Source organism: Streptomyces sp. NPDC005004, from assembly GCF_053600675.1.
The window spans coordinates 273,483-293,312 of record NZ_JBSGAH010000005.1 but is presented as its reverse complement, the minus strand read 5'-3'; the positions used below and the strand labels follow the sequence as shown (position 1 = coordinate 293,312).

Genomic DNA, 19,830 nt, shown 5'->3' with positions numbered 1-19,830 from the left:
CACGGATGGGACCGAGCGCGCCGCCCGCGCGGGTCACTCGTCCGTGGGAACGGGCGGTACGACGGCGACGGGGCTCGCCGCGTGGAGCAGCACGGCGTGGGTGACCGAGCCGAGCATGGGGGCGGGGGCGAGCGGGCGGCGCCGGTGGCGGCCGACGACCACGAGGTCGGCTCCGGCGGATGCGCCGACGAGCAGTCCGGCGGCGCTTCCGGGCAGCGCCTCGATGTCGGTGCGGACACCGGGGTGGCGCTCGCGGTAGGGCGCGAGGGAGGTGTCGGCGAGGGCGCGGGTCTCGGTCTCGACGGCTGCCTGGTCGACGGCCGGGGGCACGAGCTGGCCGGGCGCCGACCAGGACTGCACGGGCCAGGGGTAGGCGGCGATCACCTGCACGCGCGCGTCGCGCAGTGCGGCTTCGGTGAACGCGAAGTCGAGGGACGCCTCGTCGGGGTGGTCCACGTGAATGCCGACGACCACGCGGGGACCGGGTTCGGCGGGCTCGCCGTCGACCTCGCGGCCGGGGCGGGGCACGACGACCACGGGGCAGCGGGCGTCGCGGGCGGCGGCCACGCCGTTGGAGCCGAGGAGCAGTCCGGTGAAGCCGCCCCGGCCGCGCGAGCCGAGGACGAGGAGCTGGGCGTCGGCGCCGAGTTCGGGCAGGACGGCGGCGGGCGCGCCCTCGACGGTCACGTACTCCGTCTCGGGGACGTCCTCGCGGTCGCGCAGCAGGGTGCGCACCTCGTCGAGAACGGGGTCGCCGTCCTGCTCGGCGGCGTCGGCGACCAGCACGTCCTCCTGGCCCCAGGGGGCGTACTGGCGTACGTGCACGATCCGCAGCGGCGCCTGGCGCCGGCGGGCGTCGTCCAGCGCCCACTCCAGGGCGCGCACGCTGTCCTCGGACCCGTCCACCGCCGCGATGACCGGCGCTGCGCTCATCGTTCCTCACCTCCGGAACACGACCTTCCCCTGTCGGGGCCAGCCTGGCTCAGCGGCCCGCTCCGGCGGGGCGCCCCTGGTCGCGTGTCCGGAAATCGGGCGCGAACACCCCCGGTTCGGCTCCGGGTGCCTGGTGGGGGGCTCAGGTCAGGTCGAACTCCCCGGCGCGGGCGCCGGAGACGAAGGCGCCCCATTCGGCGGGCGTGAAGATCAGTGAGGCGGCCTCCGCGCGGTCGCCGTTGCGCATCGCGACGAAGCCCTCGACGAAGGCGATCTGGACGTCTCCCAGGCCCCGGCTGCCGGAGCGCCACTGCGCTCCGCTGAGGTCCAGGTCCGGCTTCTCCTTGTCCCAGTCCGCGAGCGGCTGCCGCTGGGTGATGCTCTCGGCCACGTCCGTGCTCCTCCCGGTTCGTCGTCCGCGAGTCAGCCTAGCGAGCGGTCCGGGCGGCGGACAGGCCACGTGAGGGGGACGTGTGGACGGCGTGCGCCGGTCGGCGCGCGCCCCTGGGAAAAATCCGGGTGCCCGCCTCTTGCCTCGGACCCGTCGGCCTGAATTACTTGCCTCGAAGGAAACGACCGAATGATCGGTCGTCCGTATTGCGTATGTGCGTGGCGCGTGAGGGGGCCTTTTCCGATGACGGACACGGCGGATCTGCTCGACGCGGGCGAGCGGCTCGGACTCGACGAGCTGCGCGCCCTCCAACTGGAGCGCCTGCGCGCCACGCTCCGGCACGCCTACGAGAACGTGCCCTTCTACCGCGAGTCCTTCGACAAGGCCGGAATCCGTCCGGAGGACTGCCGTTCGCTTGCCGACCTCGCGCGCTTCCCGTTCACCGTGAAGAGCGACCTTCGGGAGAACTACCCGTACGGCATGTTCGCCGTCCCCCGCGAGCGCATCCGCCGCCTGCACGCCTCCAGCGGCACCACGGGGCTGCCCACGGTGGTGGGCTACACGGAGGGCGACCTCTCCCTGTGGGCCGACCTGGTGGCCCGCTCGATCCGCGCGGCGGGCGGCCGCCCCGGCGACGTGGTCCATGTGGCGTACGGCTACGGGCTGTTCACGGGTGGGCTGGGCGCGCACTACGGCGCCGAACGCCTCGGCTGTACGGTCGTGCCCGCCTCCGGGGGCATGACGGCACGGCAGGTGCGGCTGATCCAGGACCTGGAACCCCGGGTCATCATGGTCACGCCGTCGTACATGCTCACGCTCCTGGACGAGTTCGAGCGCCAGGGCGTGGATCCGCGCGGCACCTCGCTGCGGGTCGGGATCTTCGGGGCCGAGCCGTGGACGGAGGAGATGCGGCGGGAGATCGAGGAGCGGTTCGCGATCGACGCCGTGGACATCTACGGCCTGTCGGAGGTGATAGGTCCCGGCGTGGCCCAGGAGTGCGCCGAGACCAAGGACGGTCTCCATGTGTGGGAGGACCATTTCTATCCGGAGGTCGTCGACCCGGTGACCGGCGAGGTGCTGCCGGAGGGCGAGCCGGGCGAGCTGGTGTTCACCTCGCTGACGAAGGAGGCGATGCCGATCGTCCGGTACCGCACCCGGGATCTGACCCGGCTGCTGCCGGGCACGGCGCGGGCGTTCCGCCGGATGGAGAAGATCACCGGCCGCAGTGACGACATGGTGATCCTGCGCGGGGTCAATGTGTTCCCCACCCAGTTCGAGGAGATCGTGCTGCGCACGCCCGGTGTGGCGCCGCACTTCCAGTTGCGGCTGACCCGTGAGGGGCGGCTCGACGCGCTCACCGTGCGCGCGGAGTCCCGGCCGGGTGCCACGCCCGAGGTGCGGGAGGCGGCGGCGCGGTCGATCGCCGCCGCGGCGAAGGACGGCATCGGGGTGTCGGTGTCCGTGGAGATCGTGGAGCCGGAGTCCCTGGAGCGCTCGGTGGGGAAGATACGCCGGATCGTGGACCTGCGGCCGCGCTAGCACCGGACCGCCGCTCAGTCGCCGAACCTGTCCCGCAGCTCCCGCTTGAGGATCTTGCCGCTGGCGTTGCGGGGCAGCTCGGCGACGAAGAGGACCCGCTTGGGCGCCTTGAACGGGGGCAGCGTCTCGCGGACATGGGCGACGAGCTGGTCCTCGGTGACCTCGCCGCGCGGGACGACGACGGCCGTGACGGCCTCGATCCAGCGTTCGTCGGGCAGCCCGATCACGGCGGCCTCGGCGACGCCCTCGTGGGTGTAGAGCGCGTCCTCGACCTGGCGGGAGGCGACCAGGACGCCACCTGAGTTGATGACGTCCTTCACCCGGTCCACGATCGTGAAGTAGCCGTGCGCGTCGCGGACCGCGAGGTCCCCGGAGTGGAACCAGCCGTCACGGAAGGCGGCCGCGGTCTCCTCTGGCTTGTCCCAGTAGCCCTCGCAGAGCTGCGGGGAGCGGTACACGATCTCGCCGGGCGTGCCGTCGGGCACGTCCTCGCCGTCCTCGTCCACCACGCGGGCGTCCACGAACAGCACGGTGCGGCCGCAGGAGTCGAGCCTGCCCTTGTGCTCGGTGGGGGCCAGCACGGTGGCGAGCGGGCCGATCTCGCTCTGCCCGAAGCAGTTGTAGAGGGCGAGTTTCGGCAGCCGCTCGCGCAGCCGCTCCAGGACGGGCACGGGCATGATCGAGGCGCCGTAGTACGCCTTGCGCAGGCCGGTGAGGTCGCGCTCGGCGAAGTCCGGGCGGTTGGTCAGCGCGATCCACACGGTGGGCGGGGCGAAGAGGCTGTCGGCGCGCCCTTCCTCGATCAGGTCGAGGAGACGGTCGCCGTCGGGCGCGTCGAGGACGATGTTGCTCGCGCCGACCGCGAGGTAGGGCAGCAGGAAGACGTGCATCTGCGCCGAGTGGTACAGCGGCAGCGCGTGCACGGGCAGGTCGCCGGCGCTCAGGTCGAGGGCGGTGATCGCGCTCAGGTACTCGTGGACCAGCGCCCGGTGGGTCATCATCGCGCCCTTGGGCAGCGCGGTGGTCCCGGAGGTGTACAGCAACTGCACCAGGTCCTCGGTGCGCGGCTCGGGCCCGTCGTACGGCTCGGTGCCGGGCAGCCGGGCGAGCAGGGAGTCATCGGTGTCGCGCAGGGGCATCCACCGCACGTCCGACGGGAGTTGTGCGGCCAGGTCGCGGTCGGTGAGCACCAGCGCGCTGCCCGACTGGCCGAGGATGTAGGCGAGGTCGTCGCCGGTCAGGTGCTGGTTGACGGGGACGTGGACCAGGCCCGCGCGGGCGCAGGCGAGGAAGGTGATCAGGTAGGCGTCGGAGTTGTGGCCGTAGGCGGCCACCCGGTCGCCGGGGACGAGTCCCTCGGCGAGCAGCAGCGCGGCGGCGCGGGAGACGGCGTCGTCGAGTTCCGCGTACGTCCAGGTCCGTTCGCCGTACTCCAGCGCGACGCGCGCCGGGACGCGTCGGGCGCTGCGCCGCAGCACCCCGTCGACCGTGCTGCCCTGTCCCTGTGTCATGTCAGCCCCTGTGTCATGTCAGCCGATCCTGGGGCCGGCCGGGCCCCAGGTCAAGATCCTCGGGGCTCGGCCGGACGGGTTGCCGAAGGGCCGGGGTGACTCTCGCCGAGGTGGCTACTCCCCCAGGACGGCCATCGCCGCGTTGTGCCCGGGGACGCCGCTCACCCCGCCGCCGCGCACCGCGCCCGCGCCGCACAGCAGGACGTTGGCGTGCCGGGTCTCCACGCCCCAGCGGCCGGTGTCCTCCTGGGCGTAGGGCCAGGACAGGGCGCGGTGGAAGATGTTGCCACCGGGCAGCCCGAGGTCGCGTTCGAGGTCGAGCGGGGTCTTCGCCTCGATGCAGGGGCGCCCGTCGGCGTCGGTGGCGAGGCAGTCCGCGAGGGGTTCGGCGAGGTGGGCGTCGAGCTGGGCGAGGGTGGCCTTGAGCAGTTCGTCGCGTACGGCGTCGTTGTCCCGGGCGAACAGCCGGGCCGGGGTGTGCAGGCCGAAGAGGGTGAGGGTCTGGTAGCCGCGCGCGGCGAGGTCGGGGCCGAGGATGCTGGGGTCGGTCAGGGAGTGGCAGTAGATCTCCGAGGGCGGCGCGGCGGGGAGTTCGCCCGCGGCGGCCTGGGCGTGGGCGGCGGCGAGCTGGCCGTAGCCCTCGGCGATGTGGAAGGTCCCGGCGAAGGCCTCGCGGGGGTCGACCGCGCTGTCGCGGAGCCGGGGCAGCCGCTTGAGCAGCATGTTCACCTTGAGCTGGGCGCCCTCGGCGGGTTCGGGAGCGGTGTCCCCGGTGAGCGCGGCCAGCTCCCGCGGCGAGGCGTTGACCAGGACGTGCCGGGCGCCGGCCGTGCCTTCTCCGTCGGCGGTGCGATAGGTGACCTCGGCGGTCTGCCCGTCGGTGTCGATCCGGACCGCCTCGTGCCCCGTGGCGATCACGGCTCCGGCGGCGCGGGCGGCTCCGGCGAGGGCGTCGGTGAGGGCGCCCATGCCGCCGACGGGCACGTCCCAGGCGCCGGTTCCGCCGCCGATGACGTGGTAGAGGAAGCAGCGGTTCTGGGCGAGGGAGGCGTCGTGGGCGTCCGCGAAGGTGCCGATCAGCGCGTCGGTGAGGACGACGCCCCGGACCAGGTCGTCGCTGAAGTCCGCCTCGATCGCGACACCGATCGGCTCCTCGAACAGGGCCCGCCAGGCGGTCTCGTCGTCCACTCGGCGGCGCAACTCCTCGCGCGTGGGCAGGGGTTCGGTGAGCGTGGGGAAGACGCGTTCGGCGACCTGTCCTGTCATGCCGTAGAAGCGCTGCCAGGCGGCGTACTCGCGCTCGCCGCCGGTCAGCGCGGCGAACGCCTCGCGGGTGCGCTTCTCCCCGCCGCCGACGAGGAGCCCGGTGGCGCGTCCGCCACGCTCGGCCGGGGTGTACGAGGAGATGGTCCGGCCCTGGACGCGGAAGTCGAGGCCGAGATCGCGCACGATCTTGTCCGGCAGCAGGCTGACCAGGTAGGAGTAGCGCGACAGCCGGGCGTCGACCCCGGCGAACGGACGGGTGGAGACGGCGGCACCCCCGGTGTGGTCCAGCCGTTCCAGCACCAGTACGGAGCGGCCGGCGCGGGCCAGATAGGCGGCGGCGACCAGGCCGTTGTGTCCGCCGCCGACGATCACGGCGTCGTACGTCCGGGTTCCCTCGTGTGCAGGCATGGTTCTTGGTAACACGGGATGATCTTCGGCGGATAGAGGTGCGTGCCCGGCGCCTCACCACACCTTGTGCGGCGAGGGACTGGCCGTCGGACCGAGCCGGGCCACGGCGTGCAGGACGTGCTGCGGCGGCAGCCGTCTGCGCAGCCGGCCGGGGACGGCGCGCAGGAGGGCGCCGGCGGCACGCAGCCGTTGGTCGACGACGGCGGGCTCGGGTGCCGGGCGGCCGTACAGCTCGTGGGCGTACGGCGGCAGCGAGGCGTAGGCGAGCCGGGCCACATGCCGCCACAGCAGTTCGCGCGCCGGGACGAACACAGGGTGGACCGGCGGTCGCCGCAGGAAGTCGTCGACCTCGCGGGCGTCGGGTCCGGCGACGAGTTCGGGGCGCGTCTTCTCGAAGTACCCGGCGAGCGCGGCCCGGTCGGCGGGCACGGTGTCGGGGTCGAGGCCGACCAGGCGGGCGCTGACGCGGTGTTCGGCGAGGTAGCGGTCGGCTTGGACGTCGGTGAGGGGGAAGCCGGAGCGGCGCAGCACTTCCAGATAGGAGCCGATCTCCGCGCAGTGCACCCAGAGCAGCAGGTCGGGCTGGTCGAGGCCGTAGCGTTCTTCGGAGTCCGGGTCGGTGGCGGACAGCATGCGATGGATGCGGCGGACCCGGGCGCCCGCCCGCTCGGCGGCATCGGTGGTGCCGTAGGTGGTGATCCCGACGAAGTCGGCGGTGCGCATCAGCCTGCCCCAGGCGTCGCGCCGGAAGTCGGAGTTCTCCATGACGCCCCGCACGGCGCGGGGGTGGAGGGCCTGGAGGTAGAGCGCGCGGATGCCCGCGATCCACATCATGGGGTCGCCGTGCATCTGCCAGGTCACCGAGCGCGGGGTGAACAGACCGGGGTCGGCGGGCCGGATGCCGTCCATGCGCGCAGGTTAACGCCGATACGTGGGCGACGGGGAGTCCCGACAATGGGCGAGTGCGCTCTCGTGTGCGTGTCAGTCGAGGGCGGCCATGAAGGCCGTGCACGCCTCGACGCAGGTCCGGCACGCGGTCGCGGCGGCCTCGGCGCCGGTCAGCCCCTCGAAGGCGTGGACGCCCTCCAGGCAGACGGAACGGCACCACTCCAACTGGATCCTGATCCGTGTCTCGGTGCCGTCGACCTCCACGCTGCCCTCCTCGGACAGCAGATGGCAGGTCGTGTCGCAGACCTCCGCGCACATGATCCCGATCCGCCGCGCGGATCCGTACGCCCCCACGAGACTCGCGCGGACCGCGCACTCGCGCGCGCACTCGGCGCACGCCTGCGCGCAGGCGAAGCGGTCCTCCAGGAACTGGTAGGGCGCGTCTCGTGGGGGTGGCGGTGTGGTCACGAAGGGGCGGGTAGCCGTGGCGGGACGGCGTAAACGCGTCGGCGCGACGCCGGACGGGGTGTCGCGCAGGGTAGGTGATCCACCACCGATCGAGTCCGGTTCATCCCGTTTCATACGGGGTATTCCGGTCGTATGAGCACTCCAATGGTCCAGCTGGCGGCGCCGAGCGGCCTGCTGAGTCTCGTACTGTTCCTGATCGCCGTCGCGCTGCTCGCACTGCTGGGCGGCGGCTTCTGGATCACTTCCCGCGTCAAGCAGAGCGAGCCACCCCGTCCGCGCCCCGAGGAGCAGCCCCATCTGCCTCCGGAGGGTCCCACCCGGGAGGTTCAGGAGAACCGAGAGCCCGACGAGGTCCCGCAGATCCCCAAGGGCGGGCGTCCGCTGACCCCGTACGAACTGTCCAACATGCATACGAGGCCCAGCACGGCGAAGGAGCGCCCGCGCTGGAGCAAGGGTTCGAGCGGCTCCTTCGGCGGCGGCGGCCTGGGCGCCCACTGAGGACCGTCCCACGGCGGGCCGGAGCCGGTGACGGCGGCGGAGCGGGGTGACCCTGCTCCGCCGCCGATCAGTCGCGCCCGCGCGGCCGGGACCGCCCTCAGTCCTCCGCGTCCTTGCGGGCGTCGGGCGTGCTCCAGCCGACGCCCTCGCGGCTCTCGATGCCGCCCCGGCGCGACTGGGCGCCGGGGGCCGGAGTCGACGCGCGGCGCTCGCGCGCCCGCCGGCTTCCGAGCCAGAACGCGCCGAGCAGGACGACGGCGACGATGATCCCCACCACGAGGAACCACAGCGAGCCGCCCCCGGACAGTGCGATGTATTCGGCGGAGTTGTTCATGAGGTGCCGGTTACCCCCGCGCACGCCGATCATCCCGCCGGGTCGTCCGTCCGGACACGGTCCGGACGCGGTCCGGCGGACGGGCGTGGTTTGGTGGGCCGCCCACGGGAAACCCCGGAGACCGGGGGACGCCTCCCAGGAGTCGCCGGAAGGCAGGTGACCACCCATGCGATTCGCCGACCGCCGCCACGCCGGCCAGGAACTGGGCGTCCGGCTGATGGAGTGGGCCGCCGACGGCGACCTCTTCGAGCCCGTCGTCCTGGCGCTGCCCCGGGGAGGTGTCCCGGTGGCGGCCGAGGTCGCCCGGGCGCTCGGGGCCCCGCTCGACGTCCTGGTGGTCCGCAAGATCGGCGTACCGGGCCGTCCGGAGACCGGCATCGGCGCGATCGTGGGCGACGATCCCCCGCTGTTCGACCGCCGCGCGCTGGCGATCCTCGGCCTGAACGAGGAGAAACTCGCCCGGGACGTGGCCCGAGAACGCACCGAGCTCCACCGCCGGGAGCACCTCTACCGCGGCGACCGCCCCGCCCCCGACCTCACAGCCCGCACGGTGATCCTCGTGGACGACGGCCTGGCCACCGGCGCCACCGCCCGCGCCGCCCTCCACCACCTGCGCAACCGCTCCCCCGGCCGCCTGATCCTCGCCGTCCCCGTCGGCGCCCCCGGCGCGGTGCACGACCTGCGCCCGGCGGTCGACGACATCGTCTGCCTGTACCAGCCGGCCGACTTCCAGGCCGTCGGCCAGTGGTACGACGACTTCGACCAGACCAGCGACGAGGAGGTCCTCCGCGCCCTGGCAGAGTCCCGCACCGACAGCAGGCCCTCAAGGTGACCCGGGGCCCGGTACGCGGGGACGTCGACGGATACCCGGCGCTTCCGCGCGCGGACCGGCCGCGCCGACGACCAGGTGATCGACCAGCCTTCGCACTCCGGGACTCGGCAGTTCGACGGTCCCCACGACGTGCAGAGGGCGGTCTCCGGCAAGGACTGGACTCCGAGCGGCCTTACGCCGGGCCCTGCGCCCGGCGGTTGCCCCGGGGGCGGGAGGGCGGCGGGTGAAGCGGGTGCGCCGGGTTCTGCTGACCGGTTGGTTCAGTTTCACGCACGGGGAGGCGACCGCGGGCGACCTGCTGGCGCTCGACCGGGTGCGGGTTCTGCTGGAGCAGGCCGGGGAGGCGTACGACGTCGCCTGGAGCCCGGGATTCCGGCCCTCCGGCCCCTCCCTGGCGGACGCCCGCCCCGACGCCTACTCCCACCTGGTCTTCGTCTGCGGCCCCCTGGCCGGAGCCCAGATCGAGGAGCTGCATCAGCGCTACGCCCACTGCGTCCGGATCGCCGTAGGCACGTCGACCCTCGACGGCGGCAGCCCGGCCGTACGCGGTTTCCACCACGTCCTGCCCCGCGACGCCACGGGCCTGAGCCCGACCCCGGACCTCGCGGCCCGCGCCCCCTTCCGCCCCGGCCCGCCCCTCGTCGGTGTCATCCTCACCCACGGCCAGCACGAGTACGGCGACCGACGGCTGCACGAACACGTGGCCCGCGAGGTGACCGACTGGCTCGCCACCCGGGACTGCGCCCGTCTCCAACTGGACACCCGCCTCGACGCCCACGACTGGCGCCTGTGCGCCACCCCGGAACAACTGGCGTCGGCCTTGTCCCGCTGCGACCTGATCATCACCGACCGCCTCCACGGCCTGGTCCTCGCCCTGCGCGAAGGCGTCCCGGCCCTGGCCGTCGACCCGATCGCCGACGGCGCCAAGGTCACCGCCCAGGCCCACGCCTGCCACTGGCCCGCCCTCCTCCCCGCCGAACGCCTCTCCCCCCACGCCCTCGACCACTGGTGGACCTGGTGCACCACCGTCGGCCGCGAACACGCCCACGAAATCGCCTCCGGCTTCCGGCGGGGCGAGGGGGTGGACAGCGCGGACGAGCTGTTGGGGATGCTGGCAGAGCCGCTGCCCGGCACATCAGGTCCCGCCAACTCGCGCCACGGAGAGCCACGTTGACTCATGCCGCCCCACCTCTCGACCCGCCCGCGCCGCTCGGTCAACCGTGGCGCACGATGCAGTTCAACGGCATGACGCCCCACATCGCCGGTACGACGCTTTCCGCGCAGGCGCGTCCCATGTACGAGGAGCACCTCGTCGGCGACGGAGGCAATCTGGCGGGCTCGAGAGCCCAGCCGTAGAACTGGGTTGAGATCAGCGGCTGTTGAGCACGGAGATGAGCTTTTCGGCCAGCGGTCCGGCGGATGCCGGGTTCTGGCCGGAGAGCAGGTTGCCGTCGACGATGACGTGGGGGTCCCACGCCTTGACGTCCTCGACCGTGCCACCGCGCGACGTGATCATGTTCTCCAGCAGCCAGGGCGCGTGCTCCGCGGTGCCGTTGAGTCTCTCCTCCTCGTTGCTGAACGCGGCCATGGTCCGGCCCTCGAAGAGCCAGCGGCCACCGGGCAGGTTCGCCGACAGCAGCCCGGCGGGGCCGTGACAGACCGGTGCGATGATCTTCTTGACGGCCTCGGCCTCCTGCAGGATGCGGCCGAGATCGGGGTCGTACGCGAGGTCCTCCATCGGGGAGTGCCCGCCGGGAATGAAGACGGCGTCGTACAGGTCCACGTCGACCTCGGACAACGGCAGCGGGCTCGCCAGCTCCGCGGCGTGTTCCTCGATGTACGCGGCGTACTCGGGCGCCTCGGGGCCGGCGACCTCGGGCTTGAGGCTCACCGGGTCGGGCACGGGCTTGCCGCCGTCCGGGGCGGAGATGTCCACGGTGAACCCTGCCTCGCTCAGGACGCGGTGCGGGACCACGAACTCCTCGGCCCAGTAACCGCACGGGTGCTTGTCGCCGTTGTCGAGCGTCCAGTGGTCGACGCCCGACAGCACCATCAGGATCCTTGCCATGATCGCACCTCGCTTCCTCGACTCACTCGGCGTGGCCGGTCAGACCCCACGCCTCGGCGAGCAGAGCGAACGAACGCGCCCGGTGCGCGGGGTCGTAGGTGTAGGTGGTGATGATGAGTTCGTCGGCCTCCAGGTCCGCGACGATCGCCTCCAGCTCGGCGACGGCGGTCTGCGGCGACCCGACCGCGCGCACCTGCTGGAAGTCGTCCACGAAGTGCGCGACCTCGGGACTGAGCACGGCCGCCAGGTCCTCGACCGGCGGTTGCAGCGGGCCGCGTCGGCCGGTGTAGATGCTCGCGGCCATCTGCTGGGCCGTGGTGAACAGGTGCCGCGCCTCGTCGTCGGTCGGCGCCACGAGCACGTTGACACCCACCATGGCGTACGGCTGCTTGATCTCGGCGGTGCTGAACTCGGTCGAGAAGCGTGAGCGGTACAGCGCCAGCGCCTCATGCCGCATCTGGGGCGCGAAGTGCGAGGCGAAGGCGTACGGCAGGCCCAGGTAGGCGGCGACGGCGGCGCCGTCGAGGCTCGACCCGAGCATCCAGAGCGGAACCTCGGTGCCCTGGCCCGGCAGGGCCTTCACCGATCCCGGTCCCCCGTCGCGGGAACTGAGGTAGCGGTGCAGTTCCACGACGTCCTGGACGAACGTATCGGTGGCGGCGACACCCCGGCGCAGCGCGGCGGCCGTGGTCGGGTCCGTTCCGGGGGCGCGGCCGAGTCCGAGGTCGATGCGGGCGCCGTACATCTCGGCGAGCGTGCCGTAGTACTCCGCGACCATCAGGGGGCTGTGATTGGGCAGCATCACTCCGCCCGAGCCCAGCCGGATGCGTTCGGTGTGCTCGGCGGCGCGGCCGATGAGCAGCGAGGTGGCCGAGGAGGCGAAGGTGACGACGTTGTGGTGCTCGGCGTACCAGTAGCGGTGGTAGCCGAGCGAGTCGGCGAGGCGGGCCAGCTCCACGGACTGGTTCAGCGCGGTGGTCGTGTCGGTGCCGGAGGCCACGGGCACGAGGTCGAGGATCGACAGCGGAACGCGCGAGGTTGTCATACCGGCTCGGTCCTTTGCGGCTGTTTCGCTTCACGCCCTGCGGGACGGACCACGGACAGCGCTCGATCGGAATGCCCGTGCTCGGATTCGGCGCCACCGTCGTCGGGTGCGGCACGATCGTCGGGAGGGAGTGCCTCCACAGCGAAGGTGTCACACGCCGGACGGGCGCGCAAACAGAGCGGGAGCCCTGCCCCGGAACGCCCGGAGAGCACCGAGGTACGCAGTGCGAGCTGTCGTGATGGAGCGCTTCGGAGGCACGTGTCGGGCGACGAGTCCGTCCAGGGCTTCGGGCCCGTCCAGGGCTTCGGGTCTCCCCTCCTGGCAGTCGTTCGGCTCCGCCCTCCGCGAGTTCGCCCGTACCGCACGCCCCGTCGAGAACGACGAGGTATGGAAGGGGAGTTCGGGATCGGCCGAGTGCCGCCGTGGTCAGGCGGCGGGTGTTCCGGGCCGGGGGCGGTCCGGGGTGTCTCCGCCGCTGAGGACCATTTCCTTCGCTCGCTGGAACTCCTCCTGCGTGATGTCGCCACGCGTGCGGAGTTCGGAGAGCTTGGCGAGCTGATCGGCGCTGTTCGGCCCTGGCCCGCCCGCCGCCTCCTTGACGTAGGCGTCGAATGCCGCGCGCTGCTCCGTCATGTGCTTGCGCTCGCGTCGGCCCATGTCCTTGCCACGGGCGACGACGTACACGAAGACGCCGAGGAAGGGCAGCAGGACCACGAAGACAAGCCAGCCGGCCTTCGCCCACCCGTGCAGGGAATCGTCGCGGAAGATGTCGACGATGACCTTGAAGAGCAGGAAGAACCACATGATCCACAGGAAGAACCACAGCATGGTCCAGAAGGCGTTCAGCAGAGGGTAGTCGTACGCGAGGTTCATCGGCGCCGTCCCTTCGTCGTCCCTCCGGCGGCTCTCCGGAGGAGTCCGTGCCTCGGGGGCACCTCGCATCCTCGAGAACGGATGACGAGGCGCAGCACCGGGCGGGCGCGTCCGCCGCCGGTCCGGGCATCCGCACCGCCCCGTGCCGTCCATGGTGCGTCGAGATGTTCCGGGCGGCCAGCCGGCGCTTGTCGGCGCACCGGTGTAGCGCCGGCGGGGTGAGTTCGGCCGTTCCACGGCCCGCCGGCTCGGCACGCACCGACGACCCCTAGGTGGTTAGGCTGGAGACGTGCCGCCGTAGGCGGGGGCCCACGGTCCGTGGAGGGCGGTACCCGTTCACCGCAGCACCGAAAGGCGGTTCACCATGGCCACCACATCTGCCCCCGTGATCGACACGATCGCCGCCATGACGCTCGATTCGCTCGAGCGCTGTCACATGGACGACAACACGCTCATCCTCAGCCGCATCGCCGCGCTCGTGGCGATGGACGCCCCGGCGGTCTCGTACCTGGCGCACATAGACCCCGCGCTCAGGGCCGACTTCACCGCCGAGCAACTGCAGGACCTGCTCGTCGCCATCGCCCCCATCGTGGGGACGGCACGCGTCATGTCGGCAGCGGGCCACATCGCCAAGGCGTTCGGCGTCGCGATCGCGCTTGCCGATGCCGAGGCCGAGGCCATCGCCCGCGCCGAGGCCGACAGCCGCAACGCTTTCTGACGGCCCCGGTACGACACGCGTCCGGCGACCCGTCGCAGCCACTGTCGCAACGCCCCGTCCGGATTCTCCGGACGGGGCGTGTGCCTGCCCGCCGAACGGCTGACTTCCCTGCCGGGCCGGGCTTCGCACCGTCAAGGCGGCTGGGAGCCTTGGTCCATGACATCCGGGGCAGGCGGAGCCGATCGGCCGGCGGCCGCGCGGCTCGTCATGGCGACCCTCGCCGCCGGCCAGTTCCTGATGGCGCTCGACAGCTCCGTCATGAACGTCTCCATCGCCTCGGTGGCCGATGACGTGGGCACGACGGTGACGGGTATTCAGGGCGCCATCACGGCCTACACGCTGGTGATGGCGATGTTCATGATCCCGGGCGGCAAGGTGGGGACCCTGATCGGCCGCAGACGGGCGTTCGTGATCGGCAGCTGCGTCTACGGATGCGGCTCCCTGACCACGGCGCTCGCCCCCTCCCTTCCCGTGCTGCTGTTGGGCTGGTCCTTCCTGGAGGGGGTCGGAGCGGCGCTCATCCTGCCCGCGATCGTCGCGCTCGTGGCCACGAACTTCGCCGCCGAACGGCGTGCCGCGGCCTACGGACTCGTCGCGGCCGCGGGGGCGGTGGCGATCGCGCTCGGACCGCTCATCGGGGGCTTCGCGACGACCTATTTCTCCTGGCGGTGGGTCTTCGCCGCCGAGGTGCTGGTGGTGCTCGGCATTCTGGTCCTCGCCCGCCGTGTCTCCGACGCGGGGAGCCGCAAGCGCGACCGCATCGATCTGGGCGGCAGCGTGCTGTCCGCTCTCGGCCTCGGAACCTTCGTCTACGGCGTGCTCCGCTCGGGCGAGTGGGGCTGGGTCCGGCCGAAGCCGGACGCCCCGGCGTGGCTCGGCATCTCGCCGGTCGTCTGGTTGATGCTGGCGGGCCTGCTCCTGGTGTGGTGCTTCCTGCGCTGGGAGGCGCGGGTCGTGGAGCGGCAGGGTGAACCCCTCGTCGACCCCGCCCTCCTGCTGAGTAGGCAACTCACCGGCGGCCTGGCCATGTTCTTCTTCCAGTACCTCGTCATGATGGGGATCTTCTTCGCCGTACCGCTCTATCTGTCCGTCGCCCTGGGGCTGTCCGCTCTCGCGACCGGTGCGCGGCTGCTGCCGCTCTCCCTGACCCTGCTGGCGGCGGCGACCCTGATCCCCCGTTTCCTGCCGGCCGTCTCGCCCAGGCTGGTGGTGCGTCTCGGGCTACTCGCGCTCCTCGTGGGAACCGTGGCGCTGATGACCGCGCTCGACGCCGGTGCCGGGGCGGAGATCGTCACCGTCCCGCTGCTGTTCCTCGGCACCGGCATGGGCGCGCTCGCGTCCCAGCTCGGCTCCGTCACCGTCTCCGCGGTGCCCGACGAACGGAGCGCGGAGGTCGGCGGCATCCAGAACGCCGTGACCAATCTGGGCTCCTCCCTCGGCACGGCACTGGCCGGGTCGGTCCTGATCACCGTGCTCGCGTCGTCCTTCCTCACCAGCATCGAGCAGAACCCGGCGGTCCCGGCCGAGGTCAAGCGGCAGACCGCCGTGGAACTGCAGAGCGGTGTCACGTTCCTGTCGGACGCCCAGCTCAGGGCCGCCCTCGACGCCTCGGGCACGGACGAGGAGGTCGCCCGGGCCGCGTTGGACGCCAACGCCGCCGCCCGGCTGGACGGGCTGCGCGCCGCGCTGGTGATCCTCGCGTTCGCCTCGGTCCTTGCGCTGTTCTTCACGTCGCGCATCCCGACACGGCAGCCCGGCTCGGGCTTGGGGGCGTCTCGGTGAGCGGGGGTATTTCGGTCGTCCGGCCCGGCGGTCCCGCCGACTCGCTGCGGATCGAGGGCGACGCCGGACTGCTCCGGCAGCCGCAGGAGTGGAGCTGAGTCCGACCGGCAGACGCGACAGCGGGTATCAGACACCTCCTCCCGACAGCCCGCGCGCCTCTCGGCCTGGGGAGACGAGCAGGGCCCTGTTATCGTGCGCCGATGTCAACGATCAGACAGTTCCAAGTGACTTTCGACTGCGCGGAGCCCGCGCGCCTCGCCGCCTTCTGGTGCGAGGTGCTGGGGTACGTCGTGCCGGCGGTCCCGGAGGGCTTCGCCACGTGGGAGGAGTACCACCGCTCGCTGCCGCCCGAGGATGAGATCTACTTCGCGTGCGCCGACCCCTCGGGTGTGGGCCCGCGCTTGCTCTTCCAGCGAGTTCCCGAAGGCAAGGTCGTCAAGAACCGGGTGCATCTCGATGTGCGGGCCGGCGCCGGGCTCGTGGGTGAGGAGCGCCTTGCCACGCTCGAGGCCGAATGCGCACGGCTGATGGCGCTCGGCGCGAAACACGTGCTGACGCAGCGCGCCGACGGGGTCAACGAGTCGTGCATCACCATGCAGGACATCGAGGGCAACGAGTTCTGCCTCGACTGATCCTCCTCCGAGCCTGCGAGGTCGGAGCCGTCTCCGGCCCTGGACCTCTCAGGTCCGGTATGTGGCGGGAGTCGTCGGAATTCAGTGCTCGGGGACTGGGACTGAGATGGGACCAGCGTCCGATGGCACACCGTCATGGCGGACCGCGAGCTTGTCGTAGCGTGCGGCGAGGGCTCGGTGTCTCCTGAGCTGGTTGATCCCGCGCTCGACCGCCATGGCGCTCGCGGTAGTCGTCCGGGGCGAAACGCGGCGGCCGACCGCCGCGGGAGCCGGGCTTTCGGCGGTTGCGTCCCGGTCGGCCTTGTCCCGGGATGGTGCGGCGGATTCCGGGTCAGGCGGTCTCGTGGCGGGCCGGCGAGGTCCTGGCTCGAAGAATCGGGTCGTTGCGCAGGCGCAGGAAGGTGACGAGCAGAGCGAGCGCCTGAACCACGGCGCACGCACCGATGAGCCCGTCCAGGTACGGCGGCGGAGTGAGGGCGAGCAGCACGCCGGCGACGGGGAAGGGCAGCAGGAGGAACAGGACGGTCAGGGACAGGGTCGTGCCGAAGGCCGCGGGCGGGATGACCTGCGAGCGGACGGTGCGCAGCACGACGGTAAGTCCTCCGTCGGCGGCCATGAAGAGGGCGACGAGGGTCACGTAGCCGGGGTAGGAGAGGACCTGCGGCACGGCAAGGCAGGCGGCAGCCGCGACGGATGCGCTGATGACGCCGATCCCCCACAGACCGAGCCGGTCAAGGCCCGCCCGGCAGCAGGCGACCGCGGCCAAGGTGAGAACCGCGGCGATGGACCAGAGCGCGCCGGCGGCGGCCGGGGAGTGGCCGAAGCGGTCCTCCACGAGGATGGGGCTGGCCGATTGCAGCAGCCCGAGCATGAGGTTGGAGCAGGCCAGTCCGGCCACCAGCCGTCGCAGGGACGGCAGCGAGCGCAGGGTCTGCCATCCTTCCCGCAGACCGCCGCCCGGCGCCGGTCCACCCTGGCGTGTGGCACGCAGAGGGGTGGGCGGTGTCTGCAGCGCGAGTGCGGCGGCCAGGAAAGACAGCGCACTCAGGCACGCCAGCATGAGAGTCGGCCCGGTGAGCAGCAGAACGCCGCCCAGAGCCGGGCCGATGACGGTGGCCGTCTGGTCGATGCCGATCAGCACCGACTGCACCTTGTGGGCCTGTCTGTCGGTGCGGCGGCTGACGATGGCGCCGACCGCCTCGTTGGCGATGAAGCTGAACTGTGTCAGCGCCCCCGTCACGGCGGCCAGCGCCATGACCGTGACGGTCTCGACCGTACCCGGCGGCAGTGCGATCAGCGCGGCAGCGGCACCCGCCACCAGCAGGGCGCGGGCGAACGAGGCGAGGAAGGACACGATCGCCGCGCCACTGCGGTCCACCAGGGCGCCCGCGAAGCCGAACGCGGCCACCCGGGGTATCCACTCCAGTGCGAAGGCCAGACCCGTAAGAGACGCGGAGCCGGTGGTGGCCAGCACGACGAGAGGCATGGCGTAGGTGGACATGGAGTAGGCGAGGCCATCGCAGACGCGTGGTGCGTAGATCTGCCGGAACAGGCTGCCTGTGGGGATGGCGGCGTGCCGGCCGGCAGGCCGGGTCTCGTGCAAGGAGTCGGTCAAGACGTGGGGGACTTTCACTGGGCGGCGTGAACGGACGGCTGGGGCGTTGGTCGCTGCTCACGGTGAGGAGAACGTCACAGTCCCCCACATCATGGGCTCGGCATAACGGTGCGCTGCGAGGTCGGCACGGGCGGGCTCGCGACCCGGGGGGCGTGAACGAGCCCGCACCTGTCTCGGCGTCACCCGCGTAACTCCCTTGGAATGCACGCAGCGTGGTCCGCCAGGAGTCACTCTGTTCAGCGCGTTCCAGGACCTGCACGTTACGGCGACGGCACACCTTCACAAGGTCACCACTGAACCCGGATCGTCTACTTCACATGTGGTCGCATGGTGGGCGCCCAACCCGGCCACGAGGAGGCCAAGTTGTAGAGGGAGGTTCGGGAACTGCTCCAGCGGGCAGCGCCGGAGGTGCCATCGCGGCCTCAAGGTGGCGGTCGACGCCGCCGAACTCGGCCAGAGCACCCAAGCCGTGGAACGCAAGCTCATGATGCTGCGGTACCGCCCCGAAGTGATCGACGGCTGCCTCGCGGGCACCGGTATCGCCCTGTGATTGAAGCCGCGCGCGGTCAAGAACAGTCTGAGCGGTAGGCGAAGGGCCTCTCGGGGCAGCCGGCGCATTCGAACAGGTAGATGCCCCCCATGTCGCCGAGCATGAGCCCAGGGGGGCACTGAATCTCGGTGCGTTGTTCGTAAGGAAGGTCCCAGATGGTTCCGGTGGCCGGGGTGTCCTCGACGGGCAGCCACGTGCGCCAGCTCTCACCGTCGAACTCCGAGCTGTTGATCGTCAGGAGATGCTCCATGCGCACACCGCATGTAGGACACGTCGGCCAGTCGGGCTCTTGCGTCCACGTCGGGTACCCACCGACCTTGACGCCGTCCGACACGGAGAGATGGGACCAGTAAGACCAGCCGGTTTCCTCCTCCGTCTGTTCGAACCTGACTTCGAGCGCGTCGGCGACCTCGTCCGGGAGGTCCCAGTTCGGGTAGTCGGTGACGCGCTCAGGGTTCAGGACGCACGGGTCCGGAAGGTAGCTGTTGTCAGCGCCGGTCGGGCAGGGTGGATTGGCCGGCCGCAGGTCGCCCAGGGAGCTGTCCCGCCAGTGGATCTCGGGGCGGGGGACGTAGCCGTCCTCGTGGTCGAAAGGGCACCAGAGCACCTGCAGAAGGTCGGAGGCGCCGGGAAAGGCCAGCTCAGGCACGTCGTTTGCGAACAGTTGGAGGACCGGGACGAGCGGGACGGGTCCCTGGGCGGGAGGGGAGAACGCCGTGCGCGGGTGGTCGTCCTCGCAATGGGGCCAGGGCTCCGAGAGCGGCCAGAGCGCGGGACCGCCGAGCGAGCTCTCCAGCGCGCTCGGATCGCCGAGGCGCGGATGCAGGCGGACGGCCGTCTTCCGATAGTCGGCCACCTCCGGGAACAGCGTCTCGACATCGAGCGGACGCGGCGGGGTGGTGCGAGCCATCGGACGTGCTCCTCACAGACCAAAGCGTTGGCTTGGCCACGGCCGAGGCCGCAGCGGGCCGAGAGTAGCCGCACGGTCTGTCGGATCCACCAGCAGGCCCCGTTATCGGCCACGGGGCACTTCGCGGGCAGCCTCGGCAACGCCCGACATCACGAGTTCACGTCCAGTAGAGGGCGTTCGGATTCGTCACTCCGAACGCTCCCCTTTTCTTCTCAGCGAATGGCACGCCCGGTATGCCAGCCAGCATGTATAGCCGATCACCCCGCCAAGGACCGCGGGCACCCAAACAGGGAGTTCGCGCCCGAAAAAGACCCCAATGATCACAATGGACGCAAGGGTGCAAACCATTCCGATGTAGGGTTCGAGTTTACTTTTCCCCGAATTCATCCGGCCAGCTCTCAAGATTCCCTCCCCGGCCCGTGTCCGGCCCAATCTAATGGGCTCTCTGCGCGTTCACCCCGTGCTCGGTGATTCGACACCGGCGAGCTGTTCGGGAGGCCCTCCTCACGGCCTCGCCTTCGACCTCCCCGACGACCCCGCAGCCGTCTACGACAAGCTCGGTTTCGACC

21 protein-coding genes are annotated in these 19,830 nt (G+C 71.6%); 9 read left to right on the top strand and 12 right to left on the bottom strand.

Features of this window, described 5'->3' with window-relative positions; genetic code table 11:
- Positions 1-33: 33 nt before the first annotated feature.
- A complete protein-coding gene (locus tag ACWEEU_RS09245; RefSeq protein ID WP_451730317.1) occupies positions 34-933 on the bottom strand; it encodes a universal stress protein in 900 nt (299 codons plus the stop codon).
- Between the two features lie 142 nt (positions 934-1,075).
- A complete protein-coding gene (locus ACWEEU_RS09240) occupies positions 1,076-1,324 on the bottom strand; it encodes a DUF397 domain-containing protein (protein ID WP_385740025.1) in 249 nt (82 codons plus the stop codon).
- A 243-nt stretch (positions 1,325-1,567) separates the two neighbouring features.
- Between ACWEEU_RS09240 and paaK the strand changes: the two genes are divergently transcribed.
- Positions 1,568-2,863 carry a phenylacetate--CoA ligase PaaK gene (gene paaK / locus ACWEEU_RS09235; protein WP_451730313.1) on the top strand — a complete coding sequence of 432 codons (1,296 nt, stop codon included), beginning with the start codon at positions 1,568-1,570 and terminating at the stop codon, positions 2,861-2,863.
- Between the two features lie 14 nt (positions 2,864-2,877).
- On the opposite strand, the gene ACWEEU_RS09230 is transcribed toward paaK, so the two are convergent.
- The 4 genes from ACWEEU_RS09230 to ACWEEU_RS09215 form a co-directional block, all read right to left on the bottom strand.
- On the bottom strand, positions 2,878-4,374 hold the full coding sequence (locus ACWEEU_RS09230) for an acyl-CoA synthetase (RefSeq protein WP_451730310.1): 1,497 nt from the start codon (positions 4,372-4,374) through the stop codon (positions 2,878-2,880).
- A gap of 114 nt (positions 4,375-4,488) precedes the next feature.
- Entirely contained in the window at positions 4,489-6,048 is a 1,560-nt protein-coding gene (locus tag ACWEEU_RS09225) for a phytoene desaturase family protein (protein WP_451730307.1), read from the bottom strand.
- A 54-nt stretch (positions 6,049-6,102) separates the two neighbouring features.
- Positions 6,103-6,957 (bottom strand): oxygenase MpaB family protein, encoded by an 855-nt coding sequence (locus ACWEEU_RS09220; RefSeq protein WP_451730304.1) that lies wholly within the window; start codon positions 6,955-6,957, stop codon positions 6,103-6,105.
- A gap of 72 nt (positions 6,958-7,029) precedes the next feature.
- On the bottom strand, positions 7,030-7,404 hold the full coding sequence (locus ACWEEU_RS09215) for a ferredoxin (protein WP_451730301.1): 375 nt from the start codon (positions 7,402-7,404) through the stop codon (positions 7,030-7,032).
- A gap of 132 nt (positions 7,405-7,536) precedes the next feature.
- Here ACWEEU_RS09215 and ACWEEU_RS09210 point away from each other — a divergent pair, with 132 nt between their 5' ends.
- Positions 7,537-7,902 (top strand): DUF6479 family protein, encoded by a 366-nt coding sequence (locus tag ACWEEU_RS09210; RefSeq protein WP_385740043.1) that lies wholly within the window; start codon positions 7,537-7,539, stop codon positions 7,900-7,902.
- Positions 7,903-7,999: 97 nt separating this feature from the next.
- On the opposite strand, the gene ACWEEU_RS09205 is transcribed toward ACWEEU_RS09210, so the two are convergent.
- Complete coding sequence (locus tag ACWEEU_RS09205; RefSeq protein ID WP_385740046.1) at positions 8,000-8,236, bottom strand: DUF6479 family protein; 237 nt, start codon at positions 8,234-8,236, stop codon at positions 8,000-8,002.
- A 166-nt stretch (positions 8,237-8,402) separates the two neighbouring features.
- On the opposite strand from ACWEEU_RS09205, the gene ACWEEU_RS09200 reads away from it, so the two are divergent.
- The 3 genes from ACWEEU_RS09200 to ACWEEU_RS09190 all read left to right on the top strand — a co-directional run bounded on the left by ACWEEU_RS09200 (position 8,403) and on the right by ACWEEU_RS09190 (position 10,424).
- Positions 8,403-9,068, top strand: a complete 666-nt coding sequence (locus ACWEEU_RS09200) for a phosphoribosyltransferase (protein ID WP_451730297.1) — start codon at positions 8,403-8,405, stop codon at positions 9,066-9,068.
- Positions 9,069-9,291: 223 nt separating this feature from the next.
- Complete coding sequence (locus ACWEEU_RS09195; protein WP_451730294.1) at positions 9,292-10,242, top strand: polysaccharide pyruvyl transferase family protein; 951 nt, start codon at positions 9,292-9,294, stop codon at positions 10,240-10,242.
- Complete coding sequence (locus ACWEEU_RS09190; protein ID WP_451730291.1) at positions 10,239-10,424, top strand: hypothetical protein; 186 nt, start codon at positions 10,239-10,241, stop codon at positions 10,422-10,424. The genes ACWEEU_RS09195 and ACWEEU_RS09190 overlap by 4 nt, the downstream gene beginning before the upstream one ends.
- 13 nt (positions 10,425-10,437) lie before the next feature.
- On the opposite strand, the gene ACWEEU_RS09185 is transcribed toward ACWEEU_RS09190, so the two are convergent.
- The 3 genes from ACWEEU_RS09185 to ACWEEU_RS09175 form a co-directional block, all read right to left on the bottom strand.
- Entirely contained in the window at positions 10,438-11,136 is a 699-nt protein-coding gene (locus ACWEEU_RS09185) for a type 1 glutamine amidotransferase domain-containing protein (RefSeq protein WP_451730288.1), read from the bottom strand.
- A 22-nt stretch (positions 11,137-11,158) separates the two neighbouring features.
- Entirely contained in the window at positions 11,159-12,181 is a 1,023-nt protein-coding gene (locus tag ACWEEU_RS09180) for an LLM class flavin-dependent oxidoreductase (RefSeq protein ID WP_385740055.1), read from the bottom strand.
- 426 nt (positions 12,182-12,607) lie between these two features.
- Entirely contained in the window at positions 12,608-13,054 is a 447-nt protein-coding gene (locus ACWEEU_RS09175; protein ID WP_451730284.1) for an SHOCT domain-containing protein, read from the bottom strand.
- A gap of 364 nt (positions 13,055-13,418) precedes the next feature.
- Between ACWEEU_RS09175 and ACWEEU_RS09170 the strand changes: the two genes are divergently transcribed.
- The 3 genes from ACWEEU_RS09170 to ACWEEU_RS09160 all read left to right on the top strand — a co-directional run bounded on the left by ACWEEU_RS09170 (position 13,419) and on the right by ACWEEU_RS09160 (position 16,186).
- Positions 13,419-13,772 carry a carboxymuconolactone decarboxylase gene (locus ACWEEU_RS09170; protein ID WP_451730281.1) on the top strand — a complete coding sequence of 118 codons (354 nt, stop codon included), beginning with the start codon at positions 13,419-13,421 and terminating at the stop codon, positions 13,770-13,772.
- A 156-nt stretch (positions 13,773-13,928) separates the two neighbouring features.
- Positions 13,929-15,554 (top strand): MFS transporter, encoded by a 1,626-nt coding sequence (locus ACWEEU_RS09165; protein ID WP_451730278.1) that lies wholly within the window; start codon positions 13,929-13,931, stop codon positions 15,552-15,554.
- Between the two features lie 200 nt (positions 15,555-15,754).
- Positions 15,755-16,186, top strand: a complete 432-nt coding sequence (locus tag ACWEEU_RS09160) for a VOC family protein (protein ID WP_385740067.1) — start codon at positions 15,755-15,757, stop codon at positions 16,184-16,186.
- 331 nt (positions 16,187-16,517) lie between these two features.
- On the opposite strand, the gene ACWEEU_RS09155 is transcribed toward ACWEEU_RS09160, so the two are convergent.
- A complete protein-coding gene (locus ACWEEU_RS09155; protein WP_385740070.1) occupies positions 16,518-17,801 on the bottom strand; it encodes an MFS transporter in 1,284 nt (427 codons plus the stop codon).
- 427 nt (positions 17,802-18,228) lie between these two features.
- Here ACWEEU_RS09155 and ACWEEU_RS09150 point away from each other — a divergent pair, with 427 nt between their 5' ends.
- Positions 18,229-18,351 (top strand): hypothetical protein, encoded by a 123-nt coding sequence (locus ACWEEU_RS09150; protein ID WP_385740073.1) that lies wholly within the window; start codon positions 18,229-18,231, stop codon positions 18,349-18,351.
- Positions 18,352-18,367: 16 nt separating this feature from the next.
- Here ACWEEU_RS09150 and ACWEEU_RS09145 read toward each other — a convergent pair whose 3' ends face one another.
- Positions 18,368-19,261, bottom strand: a complete 894-nt coding sequence (locus tag ACWEEU_RS09145; RefSeq protein ID WP_451730273.1) for a DUF1963 domain-containing protein — start codon at positions 19,259-19,261, stop codon at positions 18,368-18,370.
- Positions 19,262-19,830: the final 569 nt, after the last annotated feature.

Excerpts from the sequence above, each read along its gene's own strand:
- ACWEEU_RS09185 (WP_451730288.1), bottom strand. The coding sequence starts at position 11,136 with ATGGCAAGGATCCTGATGGTGCTGTCGGGCGTCGACCACTGGACGCTC.
- ACWEEU_RS09220 (WP_451730304.1), bottom strand. The coding sequence starts at position 6,957 with ATGGACGGCATCCGGCCCGCCGACCCCGGTCTGTTCACCCCGCGCTCG.
- ACWEEU_RS09230 (WP_451730310.1), bottom strand. The coding sequence starts at position 4,374 with ATGACACAGGGACAGGGCAGCACGGTCGACGGGGTGCTGCGGCGCAGC.
- ACWEEU_RS09210 (WP_385740043.1), top strand. The coding sequence starts at position 7,537 with ATGAGCACTCCAATGGTCCAGCTGGCGGCGCCGAGCGGCCTGCTGAGT.
- ACWEEU_RS09245 (WP_451730317.1), bottom strand. The coding sequence starts at position 933 with ATGAGCGCAGCGCCGGTCATCGCGGCGGTGGACGGGTCCGAGGACAGC.
- ACWEEU_RS09225 (WP_451730307.1), bottom strand. The coding sequence starts at position 6,048 with ATGCCTGCACACGAGGGAACCCGGACGTACGACGCCGTGATCGTCGGC.
- ACWEEU_RS09205 (WP_385740046.1), bottom strand. The coding sequence starts at position 8,236 with ATGAACAACTCCGCCGAATACATCGCACTGTCCGGGGGCGGCTCGCTG.
- ACWEEU_RS09180 (WP_385740055.1), bottom strand. The coding sequence starts at position 12,181 with ATGACAACCTCGCGCGTTCCGCTGTCGATCCTCGACCTCGTGCCCGTG.
- ACWEEU_RS09165 (WP_451730278.1), top strand. The coding sequence starts at position 13,929 with ATGACATCCGGGGCAGGCGGAGCCGATCGGCCGGCGGCCGCGCGGCTC.
- paaK (WP_451730313.1), top strand. The coding sequence starts at position 1,568 with ATGACGGACACGGCGGATCTGCTCGACGCGGGCGAGCGGCTCGGACTC.
- ACWEEU_RS09200 (WP_451730297.1), top strand. The coding sequence starts at position 8,403 with ATGCGATTCGCCGACCGCCGCCACGCCGGCCAGGAACTGGGCGTCCGG.
- ACWEEU_RS09170 (WP_451730281.1), top strand. The coding sequence starts at position 13,419 with ATGGCCACCACATCTGCCCCCGTGATCGACACGATCGCCGCCATGACG.
- ACWEEU_RS09145 (WP_451730273.1), bottom strand. The coding sequence starts at position 19,261 with ATGGCTCGCACCACCCCGCCGCGTCCGCTCGATGTCGAGACGCTGTTC.
- ACWEEU_RS09160 (WP_385740067.1), top strand. The coding sequence starts at position 15,755 with ATGTCAACGATCAGACAGTTCCAAGTGACTTTCGACTGCGCGGAGCCC.
- ACWEEU_RS09175 (WP_451730284.1), bottom strand. The coding sequence starts at position 13,054 with ATGAACCTCGCGTACGACTACCCTCTGCTGAACGCCTTCTGGACCATG.